The organism is Carnobacterium gallinarum DSM 4847, from assembly GCF_000744375.1.
GTDB classification, from domain to species: domain Bacteria; phylum Bacillota; class Bacilli; order Lactobacillales; family Carnobacteriaceae; genus Carnobacterium; species Carnobacterium gallinarum.
In genome coordinates, this window is record NZ_JQLU01000003.1 from 171836 (window position 1) to 191255 (window position 19420).

Genomic DNA, 19420 nt, shown 5'->3' on the forward strand with positions numbered 1-19420 from the left:
TCATTTCCTTCTCTCTTCCATTAAAAGCTTCCATCATACTCTAGCATAAATTTTACTAAGGGCATAGTGGAAATTTCTATTTAATGAAAAAAACTAGCTACCCACCTAAATAATTAAGGAGTAACTAGTTAACGATTTATTTTTCTGCTAATTTACGTTCTTGCTCTAACGCTGCTTGAGCAAGGATGTTTAAATAGTTCCAAGGGCGATCAAAATGAGGCTGGAAGAAGAAATCAACATAAGCTAAATCTTCAGTTGTCATTTTGTTTTGAATACATAACGATAAGGTATTTGCTGATTGAGTTACATCGTATTTCGACATAATTTGTCCACCAACAATACGGTTTGTTCCTACTTCATAAACTAACTTCATTGTTACTTTTTCAGTTGTAGGCATAAATTCAGGACGGTAATTGTCTTCAACTACAACTGAACGAACGTCTAAACCAAAGTGCTGCGCACTTCCAACGTTGACTCCAGTTGAACCAATGTTGAAACCGAATAAATATAAACCAGAAGTTGATTGTGTACCGCGATATTTTACTTTTTCACCAGCAATATTTTTTCCAACCAAGCTTCCCATACGAACTGCATTTGTTGCTAAGGGAATATATGCTGAACCACCAGTTGGGTTGTAATGAACTGCACAGCTATCACCAGCAGCAAAAATTGCTGGATCACTTGTACGCATATATTCATCAACAACAATGGCACCATTTGGTAACATCTCTACTTTACCTGATAGTAATTCAGTATTCGGTTTAAATCCAACACATAAAATAACTAAATCAGCTTCGTATTCACCTTTTGGTGTTTTAACAGATTTTACAGTTCCAGTTTCATCTGGAATAAATGCTTCAACTGCTTGATTTAATGCTAAAGTTACACCACGCTCTTGTAAATCTTGTTCTAAAACATCAGTAAATTCTTTATCTAAATATTTATTTAGAATACGGTCTAACCCATCAATTAAGGTTACTTTTTTACCAGATTCAGCAAATGCTTCAACTAATTCAATCCCAATATAACCGCCACCAACAATAACGATTTTTTCAGCTGTTTCAGCTTGTTTAATGATTTCATTGGCTTGATTGTAGTTTTTACATAATAAAATATTTTTATTCTTAATGCCTTCGATTGGTGGGATAATTGGCCAAGAACCAGTTGTCATGACTAATTTGTCGTAATCAACACTAAAGGTTCCACCATTCTGAATATCTTCAACTAATACAGATTTTTTCTCTGTATCAATGCTTTGTACATTGTGTTCCATCTTAACTGTAGCACCCATACTTGCTAATTCTTCAGGATTTGAATAAAACAATCCAGCGGGATCTTTTACTACTCCACCAACATATAGTGCAATACCGCACGAAAGGAATGACACATTATCATTTCGTTCAAAAACAAACACTTCAGCTTCTGGATGTTCTGTTAAGATTGTTTTTACTGCTGCTGTTCCTGCATGGGTACAGCCTACTACTACTACTTTCATCAATAAATTCCCCCTATATTTAAGCCTATATAGTCATAAGCTAATTGATAACAATAATCATTATTACTAAATAACTATATCACATGAGCCTTCAAAATACTATGGTTTAATCTATAGTTTTGATAATATTTTTCATTTTTTATTTTATTCCGCACTTTTTTCACAAACTAAATCAAAGAAAAAAAGCTTAAGAGTAAAGTTTCACTAAGTATTTCGTAAAAACTTAGTGAAATTTTAATAGTCAACTTTTTACAAAATTACTATTTTCTTAAACTTTTATTTTTGAATTCAATTTTACCCAATTAACTCATCATTCTGAATTTTCGTCTTCTGGATTTACTTTTGACGGTTCTCTTGCCAGAGCTAAATGATTTTTACGCAATTTTAAAATATCACGAATATAAAGAATAACAGTTTTTGCCACAGCGTAGAAAGGCACACCTAAAATCATTCCAATAATTCCAGCCAAATTTCCAGCAACTAATAAAATTACAATAATTGTCAATGGATGCATAGATAAAGATTTTCCAATAACATTTGGTGAAATTAAATTGCCATCAATTTGCTGCACAACTAAAACAACGACACAAACTAGTACAGCTTTTAGAGGTGATACAGTCAGACCGATAATGACTGCTGGAACTAATCCAAAGTATGGTCCAACATACGGAATAATATTGGTTACACCAGCAATAAAGCCTAATAAGAAACCATATGGCAAGCCAATAATTAGATAACCAATAAACGTAAAGGTTCCAACAAAAAGGCAAACTAATGCTTGTCCGCTAATATAAGAAGCAACGGTATTGCTCATTTGTTTTAATAACTCTAAAACTTTTCCACGATAATCGCTAGGGAAGAATTTTGTAACAGATGGACCAAATTTGTCCCCATCTTTAAACATATAGAAGAGTACAACCGGAACGGTTAATACCACTAACGTAACATTGGTTACCGCACCAATGATTGAACCTAAACTAGTTGTTAGGCTTCCAAACACATTTGTTGCAATCTTGCCAATTGAAATATCGGATTCTTTCAATCTATCGTCTAACTTCAATTCTCTAAGCCATGGTTGATTAATGATGTTGTTGGATACTTTCTCCAACTCTTTCAAATACTGAGGCAAATGATTCATTAACTGCCCAATTTGTGTAACTAAATTAGGAATAACAGCTAATGCTAAAAAGATAATCGCTCCCACTAACAATAAAAATACAATCCAAATGGCATAATTTCGTTTAATATTTAATTTACCTAGTAAATTAATAACTGGATTTAACATATAAAATAAAAATCCAGCAATCATAATTGGGGCAAATAAAGTTGAAACGAAAGTTCCTACTGGAGCAAATAAAAAATCAATTTTAGTGCACATAAAAATTAAAGCTGCAATCACTAATAACCAAATACTCCAAAACATCAGTTTGGAATTCTTAAACAGACCCATTTATTAAAACCAGCTCCTTTTTACTATTGATTTATTCTCTATTCTTTAAAAAAAGATGACTCTAAATAAAAATTCTAAAAAATTATCTATTGTCACTCTTTATTGTACTCAATAAGTAAGCTTCAATCAATCTTTCTGTTGCATCAATTGAATCTTGATGAGTTCGCTCGTAAGCATGGCTTGCTTCAATTCCTGCACCAACCAATCCGTGGCGTACATCTGCGCCAGCTTTCATCGCAGCTGAAGCATCACTTCCATAAAAGGGATAAATATCTAGTTGATAAGGGATTTGATTTTTTTCACATAAAGCTGTGAGTTCTTTTCTAAATTCATAATGATAAGGACCACTAGCATCCTTCACACAAATTGATACTGTATATTCATCTGTTTGTTGATCGTCACCCATAGCGCCCATATCAACCGCTAAGTAATCAACAACTTTATCTGATATATTAGAATTTCCTCCGTAGCCTATTTCTTCGTTATTAGAAATAAAGAAATGCGTTGTATGAGGTAATTGGATTTGCTCTGTACTTACTTTCTTTAAAAATTGAAGCAAAATCGCTACACTAACTTTATCATCTAAATGACGTGATTTAATAAAGCCACTTGCAGTAATCTCAGTTCGTGGATCAAAACTAATAAAATCTCCTACCTGAATTCCTAATGCTTTTGTTTCTATATCATTTTGAACTTTCTCATCAACCCGAACCTCCATATTCGTTTGATTACGATCGGCTGTTCCAGCATCTGAATAAACATGGACACTTGTTTGATGCATAAGAATGGTTCCACTATAAATTTTTCCATTTGTAGTGTGAATCTGGCAATACTCACCTTCAATCGCGTTAAATCGAAAGCCACCGATTAAATCTAGCTTTAAACGTCCATCTGGTTTAACTGCTCTCACCATTGCCCCTAAAGTATCAACATGAGCCGTAACAAATCGTTGTTCATTATGATTCTGACCTTTTACTGTGATAATCAATGAACCTTTGTGATTCACTTTTGCATCATACCCCCATTTAGCGACTAGCTTTTTAATATGGGCAATGATTTCAAAAGTATTGCCTGTAGGTGAGGCAATATTTGTTAATTCTGATACTAATTCAATGGTGTTTTTTTCCATTCGTCTCTCTCCAATCCAGTTTATATAAACTTAGTATACCTTACTTATGATAGAAATAAACAGCAGAAACATTTTTCTAAACAAAGAATTTTTCTTTATGCAACAATTTCAGTCGCATCTCAAACTAGTCACGCCTTTTCGTTCTTACATTCACTACTAAATTCTTGTTTTGACTGCATAATTATGCTACGCTAAAAGAACGTTGAATCTGTTGTGATTCATGTTTTTATTTTAATGATGGAGGTAATTTTATGGAATTCCAATGGACAACTGATTTAAATTCTGTAGCATATCAGGACGGATTAAATATCCGGAAAAAAGTCTTTATTGAGGGTCAACAAGTAGATCCAGCAATTGAGATTGATGACTTAGAAAATAAAACTTTGCATGTTATCGGGTATAGCAACAACATACCAGCTGCTGTGGCTCGGATTTATCCAATCAAAGAAAACAATTATAAAATTCAGCGAGTGGCTGTTTTAGCAGAATTTCGTGGTCAACATTTAGGTGAAGACTTGATGATAGAAATTGAACGGACGGCTAGAGAAGCTGGAGTTCATGCATTAGTACTTGGCGCTCAAGATCATGCCATTGGCTTTTATGAAAAGTTAAACTACCAAATTGATGGAGCAGGTTTTGTAGAAGCAAACATTCCTCACCACAATATGAAAAAAATACTTGCTTAATTCAAGAAAAAAAGATGACAGAAATTAAACTTTCTGCCATCTTTTTTTGACTCTTAGTTTTTAATTCTATAAGTTTTACCTGGTAAACGCACTTCAATAAAATAGGCGTCAGTTGTTTTTACATTACCCGTTGTCCAAACTTTATATGTGCTATTCCATAAGGAATAATGAGCTGCTCCTTTGGCTATATCTGAAGCGTAACTACCATTTTTAATTAGCACAATTGTATAATTTTTGTATAAATCATTCGCAAAAGTAACTTCTACCTTATTATTTGCGTAGTTAAATTTTTTGAATAGATTTTGCAAGAATAGTTGTTGTGCTTTTTCTAATCTCTTAGTGTAGTTTCCAACGTGAGTACTTCCGCTAGATGTAATAGCATTTTTTACTTGATCAAGTTCCGTTTGAGTTACAGTACTAGTTAATTGTGTTTGAGTTGCATCAGTAAATAATGCATCCAAGCGTTTTTCAATAATTGTATCATTAGTTGTTAACTCATAAATGGTATACGTTTTGTCGGCCATAGGAACTTTAAGCTTCATTACGTTAGTATTTTCTAAAACAGCTGGAACTAGCCAATCTGCTTCTACTCCTATCGTTGAGTTATTTGCTACTCCTAAATCTAAGCTTGAAACTTTTTCATTATTAAGCTCCATTTCAATCGAGTATTGTTGATAGATTGAACTAGCTAGATTAATTTGAACGCCTGTTTCTAACACTTTAACCCCAGCAACTAATTTGTTTACAAATAACTGTTGTGCTTTTTGATAAATAACCAAGTACGCGTCTTTACGGTCACTTGTATTGATTTTTTCTAGTAGTGTTGATAGTTGGTCTTGAGAAACACTGTCAACTAAAGCAGTTTGTTTTGCATCAGTAAATAATGCATTTAAGTCTTGGAATAAGGTTTGATCTGTTACTTTCAGTTTAGCTAATGACAGATAACGGTACGTTTTATCTAATACAAAAATTTCCACAATGTCATTATCTTTAACTTTATCTGGTGTGGTAATTTCTAAACTTTTGGCTGTTGCTTTCCCAACTCCGTAAAGAACTTCTCCATTATCAACTTCTGCGATGATTTGATTGTTTCTTGTAACTAGATAATTGTAATTCGCTAGCCAGTTAGAATCTAGAACAACTTTCACCGCATTATCTGTTATATTAAATTCCAAAACTGATTTTTTTAAATAATACAATGCTGGATTATACTCGTATTTATCAGCGGGCAAATCCAATGTAACTTCTGTTGTATTACTATTTTCCCAAATATTTTTAGTTAATGGTGGTAATTTTGCTAGTTCTGCTTTCGTAGCTTCACTTAGCTTCATTCCCCACATCTCATAGAAAGTAGTTAAGTTTACATTAGCTAGTTTTGATGTTTCTAGCATGAACTTCTGTTTTCTTTCTTCATCATTTTTTGGTTTTTCTGAATTTGGCATCACTCGATAAATTTGATGCAATTGTGGATAAAATTCGTTACCAAATGTAAGTTTTAATTGCCAAAACATAGCTAATTTTGCAGTGACATTTAATGTTTCATAATCTTTAGTTGTTTTTTTGAAATAAGTCTGCAATCCAGGATATTCCTTGTCCACCGCAGCTGATCTTTTGCCTGATGTAGCTTCTTGAGCCGTCATGGAATAAAGGTTAACTGTCACTTCACTAACTCCTGCCCATGTCCAAGCAGGTTGTTGATGTTGATGTCCTGCTTCATGCCACGGACCCCAACCATTAGTCGTTGTTAATAAACGATTAGCTGCCGCATCCCCATTAAATCCCATATGACCATTAGTTGCGTACATATAAGCTGACGTTCCTGTATGAGTAACAAAGTGTTGAAAATGTGGATCTCCTAAATAATCTTCACGACCATTTTCTTCTACTCCTGAAATTTTATCTTCTGCATCTAAAAACGTATCATAGTAAGTCATCAAAACTGTTGGATCAACTTTATACTTTTTGACTTGTGCATAATCAACTGTCAGGATTGCTTTTCTACTAACTAGTTGAACTGCTTTTGCTGTAGGATTTACCTTCAACATTTCTTGAAATTCAGCATTCGTAGTTTCACCTAATTTAAAAAATGGAATTTTTTCTAACTCACTTTTAATCTCATAGTGAACTTTTCCACCTTTGTTGCTATTTGATAAAAATAATGGACCTTCAGATGTTGCAATGAATGTATTCTCACCAACTACTAAAGAATAAGTACTAACGGTATCTCGTCTAGGAGCTCCAATACTTGCTTTCACTAAGTTATTTTTAAACTCATCTGTTGTTGTTACTGTAATGGTAACCGATTCACCTTTTTTTACATAAAAACCTGTTGCTTCCCATTCTGAAAATGCTAAGCGACGCCCTAAACGATTTTGAACATTTGTTGGGGTATCCTTCCCTGTAATTTCAATAATCTGATTCTCTGTTGCTGTAGCAATTGGTTGTTGCGTCATCAGCATCATAAAACCAATTAAAAAAATTGCAACTAAACTAATTTTTTTCATAATCATCCTCCAAGATATTAATATTCTTTTAACATGATTATTATACGCTATTTTCTATCATTTTGTTTTCACATTTTTTATCTATTTTTGGAAAAAAAAAAGTATCAAGGAAAAAAATGATTAGCTTCTCGCAATAAACTAGGAGTCACAATTTTTTTTAAAGGCACTCCTATACGATAAATAGATAGATAATGATAATGATTTACTCGCTTTTAACTTTTTTTAATTTCACAACGCTATTATTGAAGAAACTACTTTTTAATTAACTTTTTTACAAATTAAGAGCGTGAAATAAAACTATTTTCCAATTTTATTTCACGCTCTTAAAACTTATTTGATTTTTTTAATTAACAACGCTTCACGTTTAGCTTTCATCTCTTTTAAACGTTTTTCTTTTTCATTTGCGACTTTTTCAATTTTCCGAAGAGTGCTTGTTTCTGTTTTTAAATAACTAAGATTTAATACGTCTCCAATTTGATAGTCTTTTGGCAAATCATCCACTGTCAGATAATATGGAGCCGTTCCATTATCAGGAATCAATCGAGCAATTCTATCATCAATTTCTTCTAAAACCAGTTTCATTTTTTACGGCTCCTTTTCAGTTTTGACTTTATATTGACCCGCTTTATCAATCGTAACAGTAATCGTACCATTTTTATCTGTTCCATAAGTTGGAATTTTCAAGCTGTCTAATCGTTCAATGGTTTCAGTGCTAGGATGGTTGTAACTATTATTTATTCCAGCTGAATAGATAGCTAACTCTGGTTTCACTTTATTTAACCAGACCAAACTATTGCTTTCTTTAGAACCATGATGGCCAACATGGAATAAGGTTGATTGGACAGGCAGATTCTTTTCAATAATTTCTTTTTCAACACGACTTGCTGCATCCCCACTGAATAAACTACTAAAACTTCCAATTGAGATTCTGGTAATAATTGAATCGTCATTTTGATTACTTTTAGCCAGTTCTGTTGGATTAAACACTTCTAGATTAAATGGACCTATTTTTTGAGTTTCACCACTTTTTGGTTCTTCGTAGGAAGTATTTTTACTTCCAATGGCATCTATGACCTTCTCATAAACCTTAGTTGTTGTATCATGTCCGTTCATCCACACTTTTTTGACATCAAAATACTCCACTACTAAATCAGCATTGCCAATATGATCTGAATCGTTGTGAGTTAGAATTAGCAGATCGATTTTACCTCCGACACCAATATACTCATTTAAATAATTAATGATTCGCTTTTCCTTATCATCGTAACGACCTGTATCAATTAAAATATTAGTGCCGTCTGTTCCCTGGATTAATGTCGCATCCCCTTGACCAATATCCAAAAAACGCATCGTAACTTCTTCAGTTACAACTGGTTTTATCTTTGGATTTGATTGTTTTTTTGGTTCTATATTTTTATTTATATACTTTTCTATTTGATTAGGAATTTGAGTGATTTTTTCAGTTAAGCTGGCTGTGGAATCTGTATTTTGTCCAATTATCAAGCCTAGTGACACACCTATAAATAAAATGAATAATACCAATGAATAATTTGTTTTTAATTGTTTTGATTTCTTAGAAGACGTTCTTTTTTTCTGTTTTTTTTGTGGCAAAAAGCTCACTCCTTTATAAAAAAACTGAGTAGAAAAAAACTCAGTTTCACCATCTTATGAATAATTGAATCTAATATAAAAAATTGCTTTAGCTTGTCCCAATAAAATAAGACATAAATAAGGCTGCAATATTAAAATAAATCAAAACACTTGTTAAATCACTTAATGTGGTAATAAATGGCCCACTCGCTACTGCTGGATCAAAACCTAAACGATCCATTAAAACTGGAATTAAGCTACCCGCTAAATTAGCCACAGTAATAGCACAAAGCATTGCCATACCAATGACAAAGCCTAAAATAAAATTATCTTTCCAAATGCCAACCACAATAAAAATTGTCAGTCCTGTCACTAATCCCGTTACTAACCCTGTTGAAATTTCACTTAAAATCATTTTACCAAAGTTTACTTGACCTTCTTCTTTGGTTGCTAATTTCCGAACAGCTACCGCTAGAGATTGGGTTCCTGCATTTCCAGCAGTACCAGTAATTAAAGAAATAAAAACTGCTAAAATACTCGCATCACTAACCATTACTTCATACCGGCTAATTAAAGATGCTGTGCTCATTCCTAGGAATAATAGTGTAATAACCTGCATTCCCGAAACACCTAACTATGATTTAACAAAAAAAAGCTGAAACCATTGATATTAATAGGTTTTAAACACTCTCGCCATTACATAAACCTAGTTATGTGTTATACTATACATAACTAGGAGGCGGCAGAATGGCTATTATAAACCAGTTTGATAAACGAAGTGGCATTACCTATGTTTACGAATCCATATCCTATTGGGATAAGGAAAAGAAACAACCCCGGGCGAAACGCACACTGATCGGTAAGCGTGATTCTAATACAGGAGAAATCATTCCGACCGATGGTCGTGGCAGAAAACACAAGGAGGATCCGGAAGCTGCTAACTCAAGGAAACCAGGACCGGTACCTATCGAAATAGCTAGCCGCAGGTTTTACGGTACCACATATCTACTGGATGAGATTGGTAAAAAACTGGGTCTAACAGAAGATCTTAAGCAATGCTTTCCCGCTAGCTACAAACAAATCCAATCCATTGCTTACTATATGATTCTTGAATCTGAATCCCCGCTTTTTCGTTTTGAAAAATGGAGCACACTTCATAAGCATCCCTATGATAAAAATATTTCTTCACAGCGCAGCAGTGAACTTTTTTCAGATATTTCTGAAGAAGAAAGAACAAAGTTCTTTATGCTTCAGGAGAAACGACGCTCCGGAGATGAATACTGGGCTTATGATACTACCTCAGTGTCCAGTTATTCCCAAACGCTTCGCCAAGCTCAATATGGCAAAAACAAGGAAGACGATAGACTGCCTCAGATTAACTTGGCACTCGTATTCGGTGAAAAATCCGGTCTTCCTTTCTATTATCGAAAGCTAGCCGGCAACATTCCGGATGTGCGGACTGTTCAAAATCTTCTAGCGGATTTTGCAGTTCTCGGCTTTGATAAAGTGAAACTGGTCATGGACCGTGGATTTTATAGCGAGGCGAATGTCAACGGCCTTCTTAAGGATCACTTGAAATTCATTGTTGCGATTCAGACAAGCAATTGCTTTGCACGCAAAGCAATCGATACCGTTTATGACAACTTCCGTTCTTTCGAGAACTTCGATGAGCAGCATGAATTGTATTCCAAGACTGTCCTTTCAGAATGGGAATATAAGCAAGAACGCCCCTACAAGAAGGATGTTCTCACAGATAAAAAGCGGGTTTATTTACACATTTACTTCAACATCGATAAGTTTGCTGAAGATGAAACCAACTTCGATCGTAAACTTATGGCTATGCGGAAGGAGATTCTGAGTGGCAAACGTGTTGCGAAACATGAGCGATTCTACAAGCAGTATTTCCAAATTAAAGAAACTCCGATTCGTGGCTTACAGGTTACTGTTATAGAAGATGCAGTGAAGGCGACAAAACGTTATTATGGCTACTTCACTTTGATATCCAACGAAAAGATGGATGCCATGGCCGCACTGGAATTATACAGAAACAAAGATCTCATCGAGAAAGCCTTTGGTAATATTAAAGACCGCTTAAATCTTCGCCGCCTATTGGTGTCATCTGAGAAAAGCCTTGACGGAAAACTCTTCGTTGCATTTGTCGCGCTCATATATTTATCTTATCTCAAAAAACACATGCATGAAGCAGAACTTTATCAAAACTATACGATTCAGTCTGCCTTGGATAAACTTGATATTATAGAATGTTTTGAGTATCCAGGCTACGACCTTAGGGTCGGTGAGGTTCTTACAAAGCAAAAACAAATTTACGAAGCACTAGGCATCACCCCGCCTGCATAGTTATGTGTTGGCGGGAATCCAGGTAATAAGCCAAGGCAAACGTTTTGATGCTGCAATAAATGGATTTTCTGTTGTTTCATCAACATCAACCCCCGCCAAACCAGAGTAATCACTTGTTGCTTCATCATCAATGACATCAATGATATCATCAACGGTAATAATTCCTAATAAATGATCTAAATCATCTACAACTGGAACCGCTAAGAAATCATAATCTCGAATAGTTTTAGCAACATCTTTTTGATCGTCATTTACATTAACAAAAACTGGGCGTTCACTCATTAAATCCGAAATTAAAGCATCATCTTCATTAATGATTAAATCCCTTAATGAAATTACCCCTACTAAAGTCTCATCGATATCCATTACGTATACATAATAAATAGTTTCTGCTTCTAACGCTTTGCTTTTTAAAATAGCCATTGCTGAACGAACTGTTTGGTTTGCAACGATTGAAACAAATTCCGTTGTCATAATCGCTCCGGCTGTTTCATCTTTATAATGTAATAATTCTTTTATTTCAGAGGCGCTCTCTTCATCCATCATCGTTAAATAATTTTTGACATGTTGCGAATCTAGTTGTTTTAAAATATCAACAGCATTATCGGTATACATGTTAGAAAGCATGTCTGCGGCATATTGATTGTCCATCTCTTTTAAATAAATCTCAACAGATTCTTCATCTTCTTCGATAACTTCAAACATATCTGCCATTTCTTTAGGAGATAAGAAATGATAGAGTTTTTGTCGTTCTGTTTTGGTTAGACTTAAATAAAATTGTCCTTGTTCGTAGGTATGCAGGGATAGAAATTCTTCTCTAAATTCATGGATATTATCCATTTGTAGTAAATCTCTTAGTTGTTGCATTTTTTCTTCGATTTCTAATTGGCTTTCATTCACTATTTTCTATCTCCTTTCACTCTGAATAAACCTACATTTCTGCGGCTGTTATCCAGTGACCTATATCCTCAGGATAAGGAGCTTTTATCTGCATTTTTTCTTGAGTAAATGGATGAATAAACTGAAGCTCTTGGCAATGCAAGGCCTGTCTTTGAATCCATTGATTATGGACGCCACCATATAAATCATCCCCCACTAAAGGATGACCACTATGAGCAAAATGAACTCTAATTTGATGCGTTCGTCCTGTATGGAGCTGAATATCTACCAGGGTTGCGTCTGAATATCTTTTTTTTACCCAGTATTCAGTTAGCGCATATTTCCCATCTGAACGAACAATTCGTTTAATAATTGAATCTGGTGGTCGCCCAATAGGCGCTTCAATCTTCCCATGGTCTGCCCCATCCATTGTACCTGTGACTAATGCCAAATAACGCTTAACAAGTTTTTTTTCACGTAGCTCTTGATCCATTAATGCATGAGCGTATCCGTGTTTAGCAAATAACATCAGGCCTGTTGTATCTCGATCCAATCTAGTAACAATATGCACAACTTGATCAATATAAGCTTGACGACAATAATAGCCTTTAACCCGATTCGCCATACTTTGTTGCGGACTTAACTGAGAAGGAATCGAAACAACTCCATAGGGCTTATTCACAATTAAATAATGGTCATCTTCATAAATAATCTCAATAGGATTATCAACCGCTACCGTTGTTTCATACCCCTCTTCATCGGGAGTTGTAATGGTTACTTGATCTCCATAAGTTAAATAGTGAATGGCATTTTCAACTTGGTTATTAACTTCAATTTTACCACCTTGAAATTTTATTTTTGCTAATAACCCACGGGAAACACCCTTTGTACGTAAAAACTGTTTGACTTGATGTGATTCTTTTTCTAGATATTGCCAACTAAATTTCATGACTCTTCTTCGCTCCAATAAAGGCATCTTCAACACGGCTCCAAAAATGCGTATGACGGTAACGCGCAAAATGAATTCGTTCCTTAGATATCCGGTAATTAATTTCAATAATATTTTTTTCAGCTGAGGTTAACTGATCAATCGTTAAAATAAAACCATCTTCAGTAGCTGGCTTTAATTTGATCCACTCATTTGGTGCAACAATCATTGGTGAACTCAATGTCCGAAAAACACGATTATTAATTGAGGCTATTTCCGTTAATTGCAATGCCTCCAAACGAGGATGAATTACAGCACCACCCACTGACTTATTATATGCAGTAGAACCTGTTGGAGTAGAAATACAAATACCATCTCCACGGAATCGCTCAAATAACTCATCTTTGATATAAACATCGCAAACCATTGTTCCACCAACACGTTTTAATGTCGACTCATTTAAAGCAATAAAATGAGCTTTCTCCTCTTGCTCTTGATAACAAACTTCTACGTCTAATAAAGGATAGCTGACACTTTCACCTTGGTCCGCTACTAAACTAGCAACTAGCTCCTCTAATTCATAGTCGCGCCAATCTGTATAAAAGCCAAGATGACCCGTATGAACTCCAACAAAACGAATTTCAGAAAGTAAATGAGCATAACGATGAAAAGCGGATAAAAGAGTCCCATCCCCACCAATAGTAATCACTACATTTGGATGCTTTTCATCTAAAATCAATTGATTTTGCTGACATAATTTACGTAAACTATCTGCTAAAGCAACTGATTTTTGATTATTATTATAAATAATAGCTATTTTCACAGCTGCTTCCTCCTTCTATCTATATAAGCTTAATTTATTTTTGGTTTTAATCCTTTTTCTTCTTCCAAGTACCCTTTATTATGTGAAAACAAACGTTGGGCCTCTTGAATTTCGACTCTAATTTGTGACATTTCCTCATCTAGTTGAAAAGCTGCCTCAGCTGCTCTTTGTAACCGAATATTAATATCTTCCGGAAATTCCCCTTGATATTTATAATTTAAAGAATGTTCAATCGTTGCCCAAAAGTTCATCGATAACGTCCTAATTTGAATCTCTACTAATAGCTTTTTCTCACCACTAATTAATTGAACTGGATATTCCAAAACAACATGATAAGAACGATAACCACTCTCTTTATTATTTGTGATGTAATCTCGTTCTTCAACAATTTTAAAATCACGACGATTTCGCAATAGTTTTACAACCATATGAATATCATCAACAAATTGACACATAATTCTTAACCCTGCGATATCTTGCATATCTGTTTCAAGTCGATTCATATCAATTGAACGTAGCTGAGCTTTAGCTAAGATACTATCTTTAGGCTTCACTCTACCTGTTACAAATTCAATTGGACTATGCTGACTTTCTTGTCTAAATTGTTTTCGAATGCCTTTTAGCTTGATCTTCAGTTCTTCTACCGCCTGAGTATAAGGTGCAGAAAAATTATCCCAATTTTCAATCATTATGCATACCTTCTTTATCTATCAATTAAAAAACTACTCTTATTCAAGAAACGAATAAGCATACAGATTCATTTTAACATATGTAGCACTGAAAAAGCATTCTGAAATCCAAATATCTCTGAAAAATATGGTAAGATAAAGATAGTATAAAATAAGGAGTTAAAATTATGAGCGAACAATTAGAAATTGAATTTAAAAATATGCTAACAAAAGCTGAGTATATCCAACTTTTGGATTATTTCCAAGCACACGAATCAAGTTTTTTTACTCAAACAAATAGTTACTTTGATACACCCACTTGGACTTTAAAAAAATTAGGAGCCGGTCTACGAATTCGTCTATTGCCTCACTCCGCTGAACTGACTTTAAAAACACCCTTTCAAGATGGACTGCTAGAAACAACAGATTCCCTTTCTTTACATGAAGGACAACAATTAATTGCAAATAAAACTATCAAACTAAATGGTGCAGTGGCTGAAAAATTAGTCGAACTGGGCGTTACTCCTCAAGAGTTGAATCTATTAGGAACGTTAACAACTAAACGTTTTGAAAAAGAGACTAAAGATGGATTATTTGTATTAGATGAAAGCCAGTATGAAGGAATCACAGATTATGAGCTAGAATTTGAAGTAAAAAATCATGCTTCTGGAAAATTAGTTTTTGACAATTTTTTAACTACACAACAGCTCTCTATTCGACCAGCTAAGAATAAAATCGCTCGAATGATTGAAGCAAGATACAATTAAAAAGAATCACAAATCATGAATTTATTCGATAATTGTGGCGATTTTGTTACAGCTAACATTAGACCTATATAAAAGTCAAGTGCTTTTAATACTTTTTTTTACCTTTGTTTGATAAAGTAAGGATATCAAAAAGAAACTAATTGGATTTGAACTCCAAAATAATAGATAACTAAGGTGAAGATAACTATGTTAGCAGATAAAAAACAATCAACCATTCCTACATTTAAACGAGTCATTGAAATCTACCTTTTTGTTAACCCTATTGGCTCTCGTTGTTACGAATCAGAGAAGGAAGTTTTAGATTTTGTGAAAGATTTGGATCAAAAAGTCCATTTTCGCTTTATTCCATTTCATAACTTCCAAACTATAACTAATTTTATGCAATTTAATCAAATGCCTGAAAAAAATTTAGATTTAAGAAATAAAATTTGCCACAATACTTATTTTGCATCACTAGCTTATAAAGCAGCCTTAATGCAAGGTAAGAAAAAAGGACGTACATTTTTATTAACCTTACAACATGAACTAGTTGAAAATAACGTAATTTTTAGTGAGGCTTTATTAATTCAAGTTGCTGAAGAAGCAAAACTTGATATTCCCATGTTTCTTGAGGACAAAGAATCTGATTTTGCAAAAGCTTCTTATGAAGCAGATCAGCGTATTGCTCGTGAAATGTCTATTAAAAATAACCCTTCTATGGTAATTTTTGATAATGAAAATGATACGTATGGATTATTAGTAGAATCTTGTATCACAGTAGATTTATTAAAAAAACTTTGTGACCCTAAGGCTACTCTTAAAGAGAATAATAGAAGCTTAGTGACACAAACTCCACACTCAGTAATTTCTAAACAACATTTACGTGTTTTGTAAAATAAAAGAGCTGGAAACAAAACTAAAAAATAGTTTTGTTTCCAGCTCTTTTTCTGCATAAAATTCCGGATTATTTCTCAAAATTTAACATTTTTTCTATTATTTTACTTACCCTTTTAAAGTAGCAATCAATGCTTCTAATTCATTTAAACGTGCTTCAAAAACTTTCATGGCATCTTCAATATAGGTTTTTTCAGTCATATCGACACCAGCTTTTTTCATCACTTCAATTGGAAAATCACTACTGCCCGATTTCAAATAATTCAAATAATGGTCCAATGCGCCTTCTTCACCGGCTAAAATTTTAGCCGATAATGCTGAAGCTGCTGAAAAACCAGTCGCATATTGATACACATAATAATTATAATAGAAATGCGGGATACGAGTCCACTCAATTGCAATCTCAGGATCTTTCGCAACAGAAGGACCATAATAACGAGCATTTAAATCAGCATAGTACTCTGACAAATAATCGGCTGTCAAAGGAACTCCTGCAGCTGATTTCTCATGAATAAAATGCTCGAATTCAGCAAATTGTGTCTGACGGAAAATTGTTCCTTTAAAACCATCTAAATAATGATTTAAGATATAGGCTCTGACCTTAGGATCTGTTTGAGTTTCTAATAAATATTCTGTCAGTAAGTTTTCATTAGTTGTCGACGCAATTTCTGCTAAGAAAATAGAATAGTCACCGTAAACATAAGGCTGATTCTTACGGGTATAATAACTATGAACGCTATGCCCCATTTCATGAACTAACGTAAACAATTGATTCAGTGTATCATTCCAGTTCAATAAAATATATGGATTTGTTTCATATGCACCAGAGGAATAAGCTCCACTACGCTTGCCTACATTTTCAACAACATCAATCCATCGTTTATCAAATGCTTCTTCAACAATTGGTAAATATTCCGTTCCTAATGGCGCTAAGGCTTTTAAGGTTTCGGCTTTGGCTTCTTCGTAGGTGTAGCTAATCGCTGCTTCACCTGTAATCGGTGTATATAAATCATACATATGCAATTCTTCTACATCTAGTAGCTCTTTTCTAAGATTTACATAACGATGCAATAATGGTAAATGATTGTCAACAACTTCTAATAATGTATCATAAACTGCTTCTGGAATATGATTAGCATCTAACGCCTTTTCCCTTGCAGAGTGATAATGATGCACGTCTGCGTTGTAGTTGTGGTATTTAACATGAGAAGATAATGTACTAGCAAACGTATTTTTCAATCCATCGTAGGTTTTATATAAATTTTTAAATGCTGCTTCACGGACATCACGATTGGTGCTTTCCATTAATTGACCATAAACACCATGGGAAAGCTGAACATCCTTTCCTTCCTCATCTTGGATTACGGGAAATTGAATGTCTGCATTATTCAAAATACTAAATGTGCGGCTAGATGCACCAAAAATCTCACCTGCCCCAGCTAATAAGGCTTCTTCGTTTGCTGATAATACATGTGCTCTTGAACTAGTCATTTGATCGATAAAATGACGATACAACGTTAGCTCTTGGTTTTCTTGAAAAAAGCTTGTTAATTTTTCTGTTGGAATTTCTAATACTTCTGGTTCAAACCATGAAGTTGCTTCGCTAACCTTTGTCGCTAACGCACTGGCGCGATCATACATTCCTTGATAGTCGGAATTAGTTGTATCTTGATCATTTTTTAAATGGGCATAAACATAAATTGTTTCTAAATGATTGGACACATCTAGTAAAAAATCGATTCCTTTTACTAATTGCTTTGAGCTCTCACCAATCTTACCCTTTACAGAATCTACTTTTTCTAGCTTAGTTTCTAATTCTTGATAACTTTGATTAAACTCATCATCTGATTTAAAAATAACATCCAAATCCCATGTTAATTCAACTGGAACTTCAGGTCTCAAAGGTAATTTTTGGGTTTCTGACATAATAGCAAATCCTCCTTGTATTTTCATCACTTTCTAATATTACCATAAATCTACTAAAAAAGTGGAGTTTTTGTTTGAATTAACTAAAAATAAAAGGAAAAGAAAATTCGACTATTCTCTAAAACTCTTTCTCTTCTAATTCTTGATCAATTTCTATAAAATCACGATTTTTTTCTGCTTCATTTTGATAAAAATAAGGATGTTTCACAAGCTTCCATTCTTTTTCACCACTCTTTTCAATTAAACCTAACTGAGCTAACATACTTAGATAGTCCAAAAAGGAATTCGTAAGTACCTTATCTCTTAGTTGCGGAATGGAGTAGAGAGTGATTTTCTTTTCGTGAACTAACTGTTTTAAATAGCCCAAATAGTCCATTTCTATAAAGCATCCTCCATTATCTAAACAAACAATCCATTCAATAATTAAATAATGCCAATAAATTGAAGACGTTTGAATGAAGCTATTTTTATAACATGGAAAATAAACTTCTTTTGGTAGATTCAGTAAATTTTTTCCTTGTTGGTAAAGATATTTTTGTATCTCTTCCACTTCTTTTGTTCTATAAAAACGTCCTTGATTTAAGTAATGTTGATACCGTTGTAAGTAATTGGGGATTGCTTCTGCTTTAGTACTAATCCAGGCTAAATTTTTTTTTGCTAATTGGCTTTTCAATTCGCTAAGCGTATGACCTTTTTTTACTAAGGAAAATAACAACAAACCTGAACTTATTTTTTTGAAAGGCTCACTTTCTTTAATTTGAAAAAAACAGTCTAACTCTTTTTTGATAACATTTAAATAATATAACTGTAAGCCTAAGTGTTTATGATAACGCAAAAAACTTCTTTGTTGATTTGTTAGACGTTGATGACTGCGAAAACTTGCTCCTAAAACCCAGTAAACTTCATAGCCTATTTGCTGGTATCCTTTTGTTCGTTCTTTCATTCGTTTTAAAGAAATTGGACTGCACTGAAATTCAATTGCTACTGGTCGCTTTTCAGAAAGCCAAATTAATAAATCGGGACGCTGTTTTAAATCTGGCAAATAAGCTTCTAACTGACATGGAATCCCTTGTTGTTTAAACCAATTAAATAGCAGACGCTTCCCTGCAATATGTTCTCTTGTTTCTCCTTCTGAAAAAGTTTGACAATCTTTTTGGGTGTAGTGAGCAAAATGGGATTGAATCGTAGTGCCTTTTTTATAAAATACTCCTTTGCCACATCCTGGACAAAAATAATCTTTCTTATCCGTCTTTAACTCTTGATCTGCAAAGATATAACGATTCTCCTTTGTTAAAGCTACTAGCATTTTTGGCTCCTTTCTTCTACTCTATTTTATCGTGCCTT

Annotated in this window: 15 protein-coding genes and 2 pseudogenes; 4 read left to right on the forward strand and 13 right to left on the reverse strand. The window is 33.9% G+C overall.

The genetic code is table 11. The features are described 5' to 3' along the window. Positions 1-136: 136 nt before the first annotated feature. The 3 genes from BR43_RS01780 to BR43_RS01790 all read right to left on the reverse strand — a co-directional run bounded on the left by BR43_RS01780 (position 137) and on the right by BR43_RS01790 (position 4074). Positions 137-1495, reverse strand: a complete 1359-nt coding sequence (locus tag BR43_RS01780; protein ID WP_034558856.1) for an FAD-dependent oxidoreductase — start codon at positions 1493-1495, stop codon at positions 137-139. A gap of 310 nt (positions 1496-1805) precedes the next feature. Next, on the reverse strand, positions 1806-2945 hold the full coding sequence (locus BR43_RS01785) for an AI-2E family transporter (RefSeq protein WP_051933773.1): 1140 nt from the start codon (positions 2943-2945) through the stop codon (positions 1806-1808). An 82-nt stretch (positions 2946-3027) separates the two neighbouring features. Next, on the reverse strand, positions 3028-4074 hold the full coding sequence (locus BR43_RS01790; protein WP_034558858.1) for a M42 family metallopeptidase: 1047 nt from the start codon (positions 4072-4074) through the stop codon (positions 3028-3030). 251 nt (positions 4075-4325) lie between these two features. Between BR43_RS01790 and BR43_RS01795 the strand changes: the two genes are divergently transcribed. After that, positions 4326-4760 carry a GNAT family N-acetyltransferase gene (locus BR43_RS01795; RefSeq protein WP_034558860.1) on the forward strand — a complete coding sequence of 145 codons (435 nt, stop codon included), beginning with the start codon at positions 4326-4328 and terminating at the stop codon, positions 4758-4760. A 53-nt stretch (positions 4761-4813) separates the two neighbouring features. Here the strand turns inward: BR43_RS01795 and BR43_RS01800 are convergent, their stop codons facing one another. The 4 genes and pseudogenes from BR43_RS01800 to BR43_RS01815 all read right to left on the reverse strand — a co-directional run. After that, a complete protein-coding gene (locus BR43_RS01800) occupies positions 4814-7264 on the reverse strand; it encodes a M60 family metallopeptidase (RefSeq protein WP_034558862.1) in 2451 nt (816 codons plus the stop codon). A 330-nt stretch (positions 7265-7594) separates the two neighbouring features. Then, on the reverse strand, positions 7595-7846 hold the full coding sequence (locus BR43_RS01805; RefSeq protein WP_034558865.1) for a DUF3006 family protein: 252 nt from the start codon (positions 7844-7846) through the stop codon (positions 7595-7597). Positions 7847-7849: 3 nt separating this feature from the next. Continuing rightward, positions 7850-8875, reverse strand: coding sequence for a ComEC/Rec2 family competence protein (locus tag BR43_RS01810; RefSeq protein ID WP_034558866.1), 1026 nt, complete (start codon positions 8873-8875; stop codon positions 7850-7852). Positions 8876-8963: 88 nt separating this feature from the next. Next, positions 8964-9467, reverse strand: a pseudogene (locus tag BR43_RS01815) (magnesium transporter); the annotation flags it as partial. 134 nt (positions 9468-9601) lie between these two features. Here BR43_RS01815 and BR43_RS01820 point away from each other — a divergent pair. Next, positions 9602-11212: an IS1634 family transposase gene (locus BR43_RS01820; RefSeq protein ID WP_034558264.1), complete on the forward strand. Its 1611-nt coding sequence runs from the start codon at positions 9602-9604 to the stop codon at positions 11210-11212. A 21-nt stretch (positions 11213-11233) separates the two neighbouring features. Here BR43_RS01820 and BR43_RS01825 read toward each other — a convergent pair. From BR43_RS01825 to yjbM, 4 genes and pseudogenes are all read right to left on the reverse strand, one after another. Further along, positions 11234-12112, reverse strand: a pseudogene (locus BR43_RS01825) (magnesium transporter); the annotation flags it as partial. Positions 12113-12143: 31 nt separating this feature from the next. Beyond that, a complete protein-coding gene (locus tag BR43_RS01830) occupies positions 12144-13040 on the reverse strand; it encodes an RluA family pseudouridine synthase (RefSeq protein ID WP_034558868.1) in 897 nt (298 codons plus the stop codon). Continuing rightward, positions 13030-13842, reverse strand: coding sequence for an NAD kinase (locus tag BR43_RS01835; RefSeq protein WP_034558870.1), 813 nt, complete (start codon positions 13840-13842; stop codon positions 13030-13032). The genes BR43_RS01830 and BR43_RS01835 overlap by 11 nt, the downstream gene beginning before the upstream one ends. Positions 13843-13871: 29 nt before the next feature. Continuing rightward, positions 13872-14531, reverse strand: a complete 660-nt coding sequence (gene yjbM, locus BR43_RS01840) for a GTP diphosphokinase (RefSeq protein ID WP_034558872.1) — start codon at positions 14529-14531, stop codon at positions 13872-13874. 167 nt (positions 14532-14698) lie between these two features. Here yjbM and BR43_RS01845 point away from each other — a divergent pair, with 167 nt between their 5' ends. Both BR43_RS01845 and BR43_RS01850 read left to right on the forward strand, forming a co-directional pair. Next, a complete protein-coding gene (locus BR43_RS01845) occupies positions 14699-15277 on the forward strand; it encodes a CYTH domain-containing protein (protein WP_034558874.1) in 579 nt (192 codons plus the stop codon). A gap of 186 nt (positions 15278-15463) precedes the next feature. Continuing rightward, positions 15464-16150, forward strand: a complete 687-nt coding sequence (locus BR43_RS01850) for a DsbA family protein (RefSeq protein WP_034558876.1) — start codon at positions 15464-15466, stop codon at positions 16148-16150. 108 nt (positions 16151-16258) lie between these two features. On the opposite strand, the gene pepF is transcribed toward BR43_RS01850, so the two are convergent. Both pepF and BR43_RS18920 read right to left on the reverse strand, forming a co-directional pair. Then, positions 16259-18076, reverse strand: a complete 1818-nt coding sequence (gene pepF, locus BR43_RS01855) for an oligoendopeptidase F (protein ID WP_034558878.1) — start codon at positions 18074-18076, stop codon at positions 16259-16261. Positions 18077-18194: 118 nt separating this feature from the next. Continuing rightward, positions 18195-19382 carry a competence protein CoiA gene (locus BR43_RS18920; RefSeq protein WP_051933774.1) on the reverse strand — a complete coding sequence of 396 codons (1188 nt, stop codon included), beginning with the start codon at positions 19380-19382 and terminating at the stop codon, positions 18195-18197. Between the last annotated feature and the right edge of the window lie 38 nt (positions 19383-19420).

Coding starts and splice junctions, on each gene's coding strand:
- BR43_RS01830 (WP_034558868.1), bottom strand. CDS start 13,040: ATGAAATTTAGTTGGCAATATCTAGAAAAAGAATCACATCAAGTCAAA.
- BR43_RS18920 (WP_051933774.1), bottom strand. CDS start 19,382: ATGCTAGTAGCTTTAACAAAGGAGAATCGTTATATCTTTGCAGATCAA.
- BR43_RS01805 (WP_034558865.1), bottom strand. CDS start 7,846: ATGAAACTGGTTTTAGAAGAAATTGATGATAGAATTGCTCGATTGATT.
- BR43_RS01820 (WP_034558264.1), top strand. CDS start 9,602: ATGGCTATTATAAACCAGTTTGATAAACGAAGTGGCATTACCTATGTT.
- yjbM (WP_034558872.1), bottom strand. CDS start 14,531: ATGATTGAAAATTGGGATAATTTTTCTGCACCTTATACTCAGGCGGTA.
- BR43_RS01790 (WP_034558858.1), bottom strand. CDS start 4,074: ATGGAAAAAAACACCATTGAATTAGTATCAGAATTAACAAATATTGCC.
- pepF (WP_034558878.1), bottom strand. CDS start 18,076: ATGTCAGAAACCCAAAAATTACCTTTGAGACCTGAAGTTCCAGTTGAA.
- BR43_RS01800 (WP_034558862.1), bottom strand. CDS start 7,264: ATGAAAAAAATTAGTTTAGTTGCAATTTTTTTAATTGGTTTTATGATG.
- BR43_RS01850 (WP_034558876.1), top strand. CDS start 15,464: ATGTTAGCAGATAAAAAACAATCAACCATTCCTACATTTAAACGAGTC.
- BR43_RS01845 (WP_034558874.1), top strand. CDS start 14,699: ATGAGCGAACAATTAGAAATTGAATTTAAAAATATGCTAACAAAAGCT.
- BR43_RS01795 (WP_034558860.1), top strand. CDS start 4,326: ATGGAATTCCAATGGACAACTGATTTAAATTCTGTAGCATATCAGGAC.
- BR43_RS01780 (WP_034558856.1), bottom strand. CDS start 1,495: ATGAAAGTAGTAGTAGTAGGCTGTACCCATGCAGGAACAGCAGCAGTA.
- BR43_RS01785 (WP_051933773.1), bottom strand. CDS start 2,945: ATGGGTCTGTTTAAGAATTCCAAACTGATGTTTTGGAGTATTTGGTTA.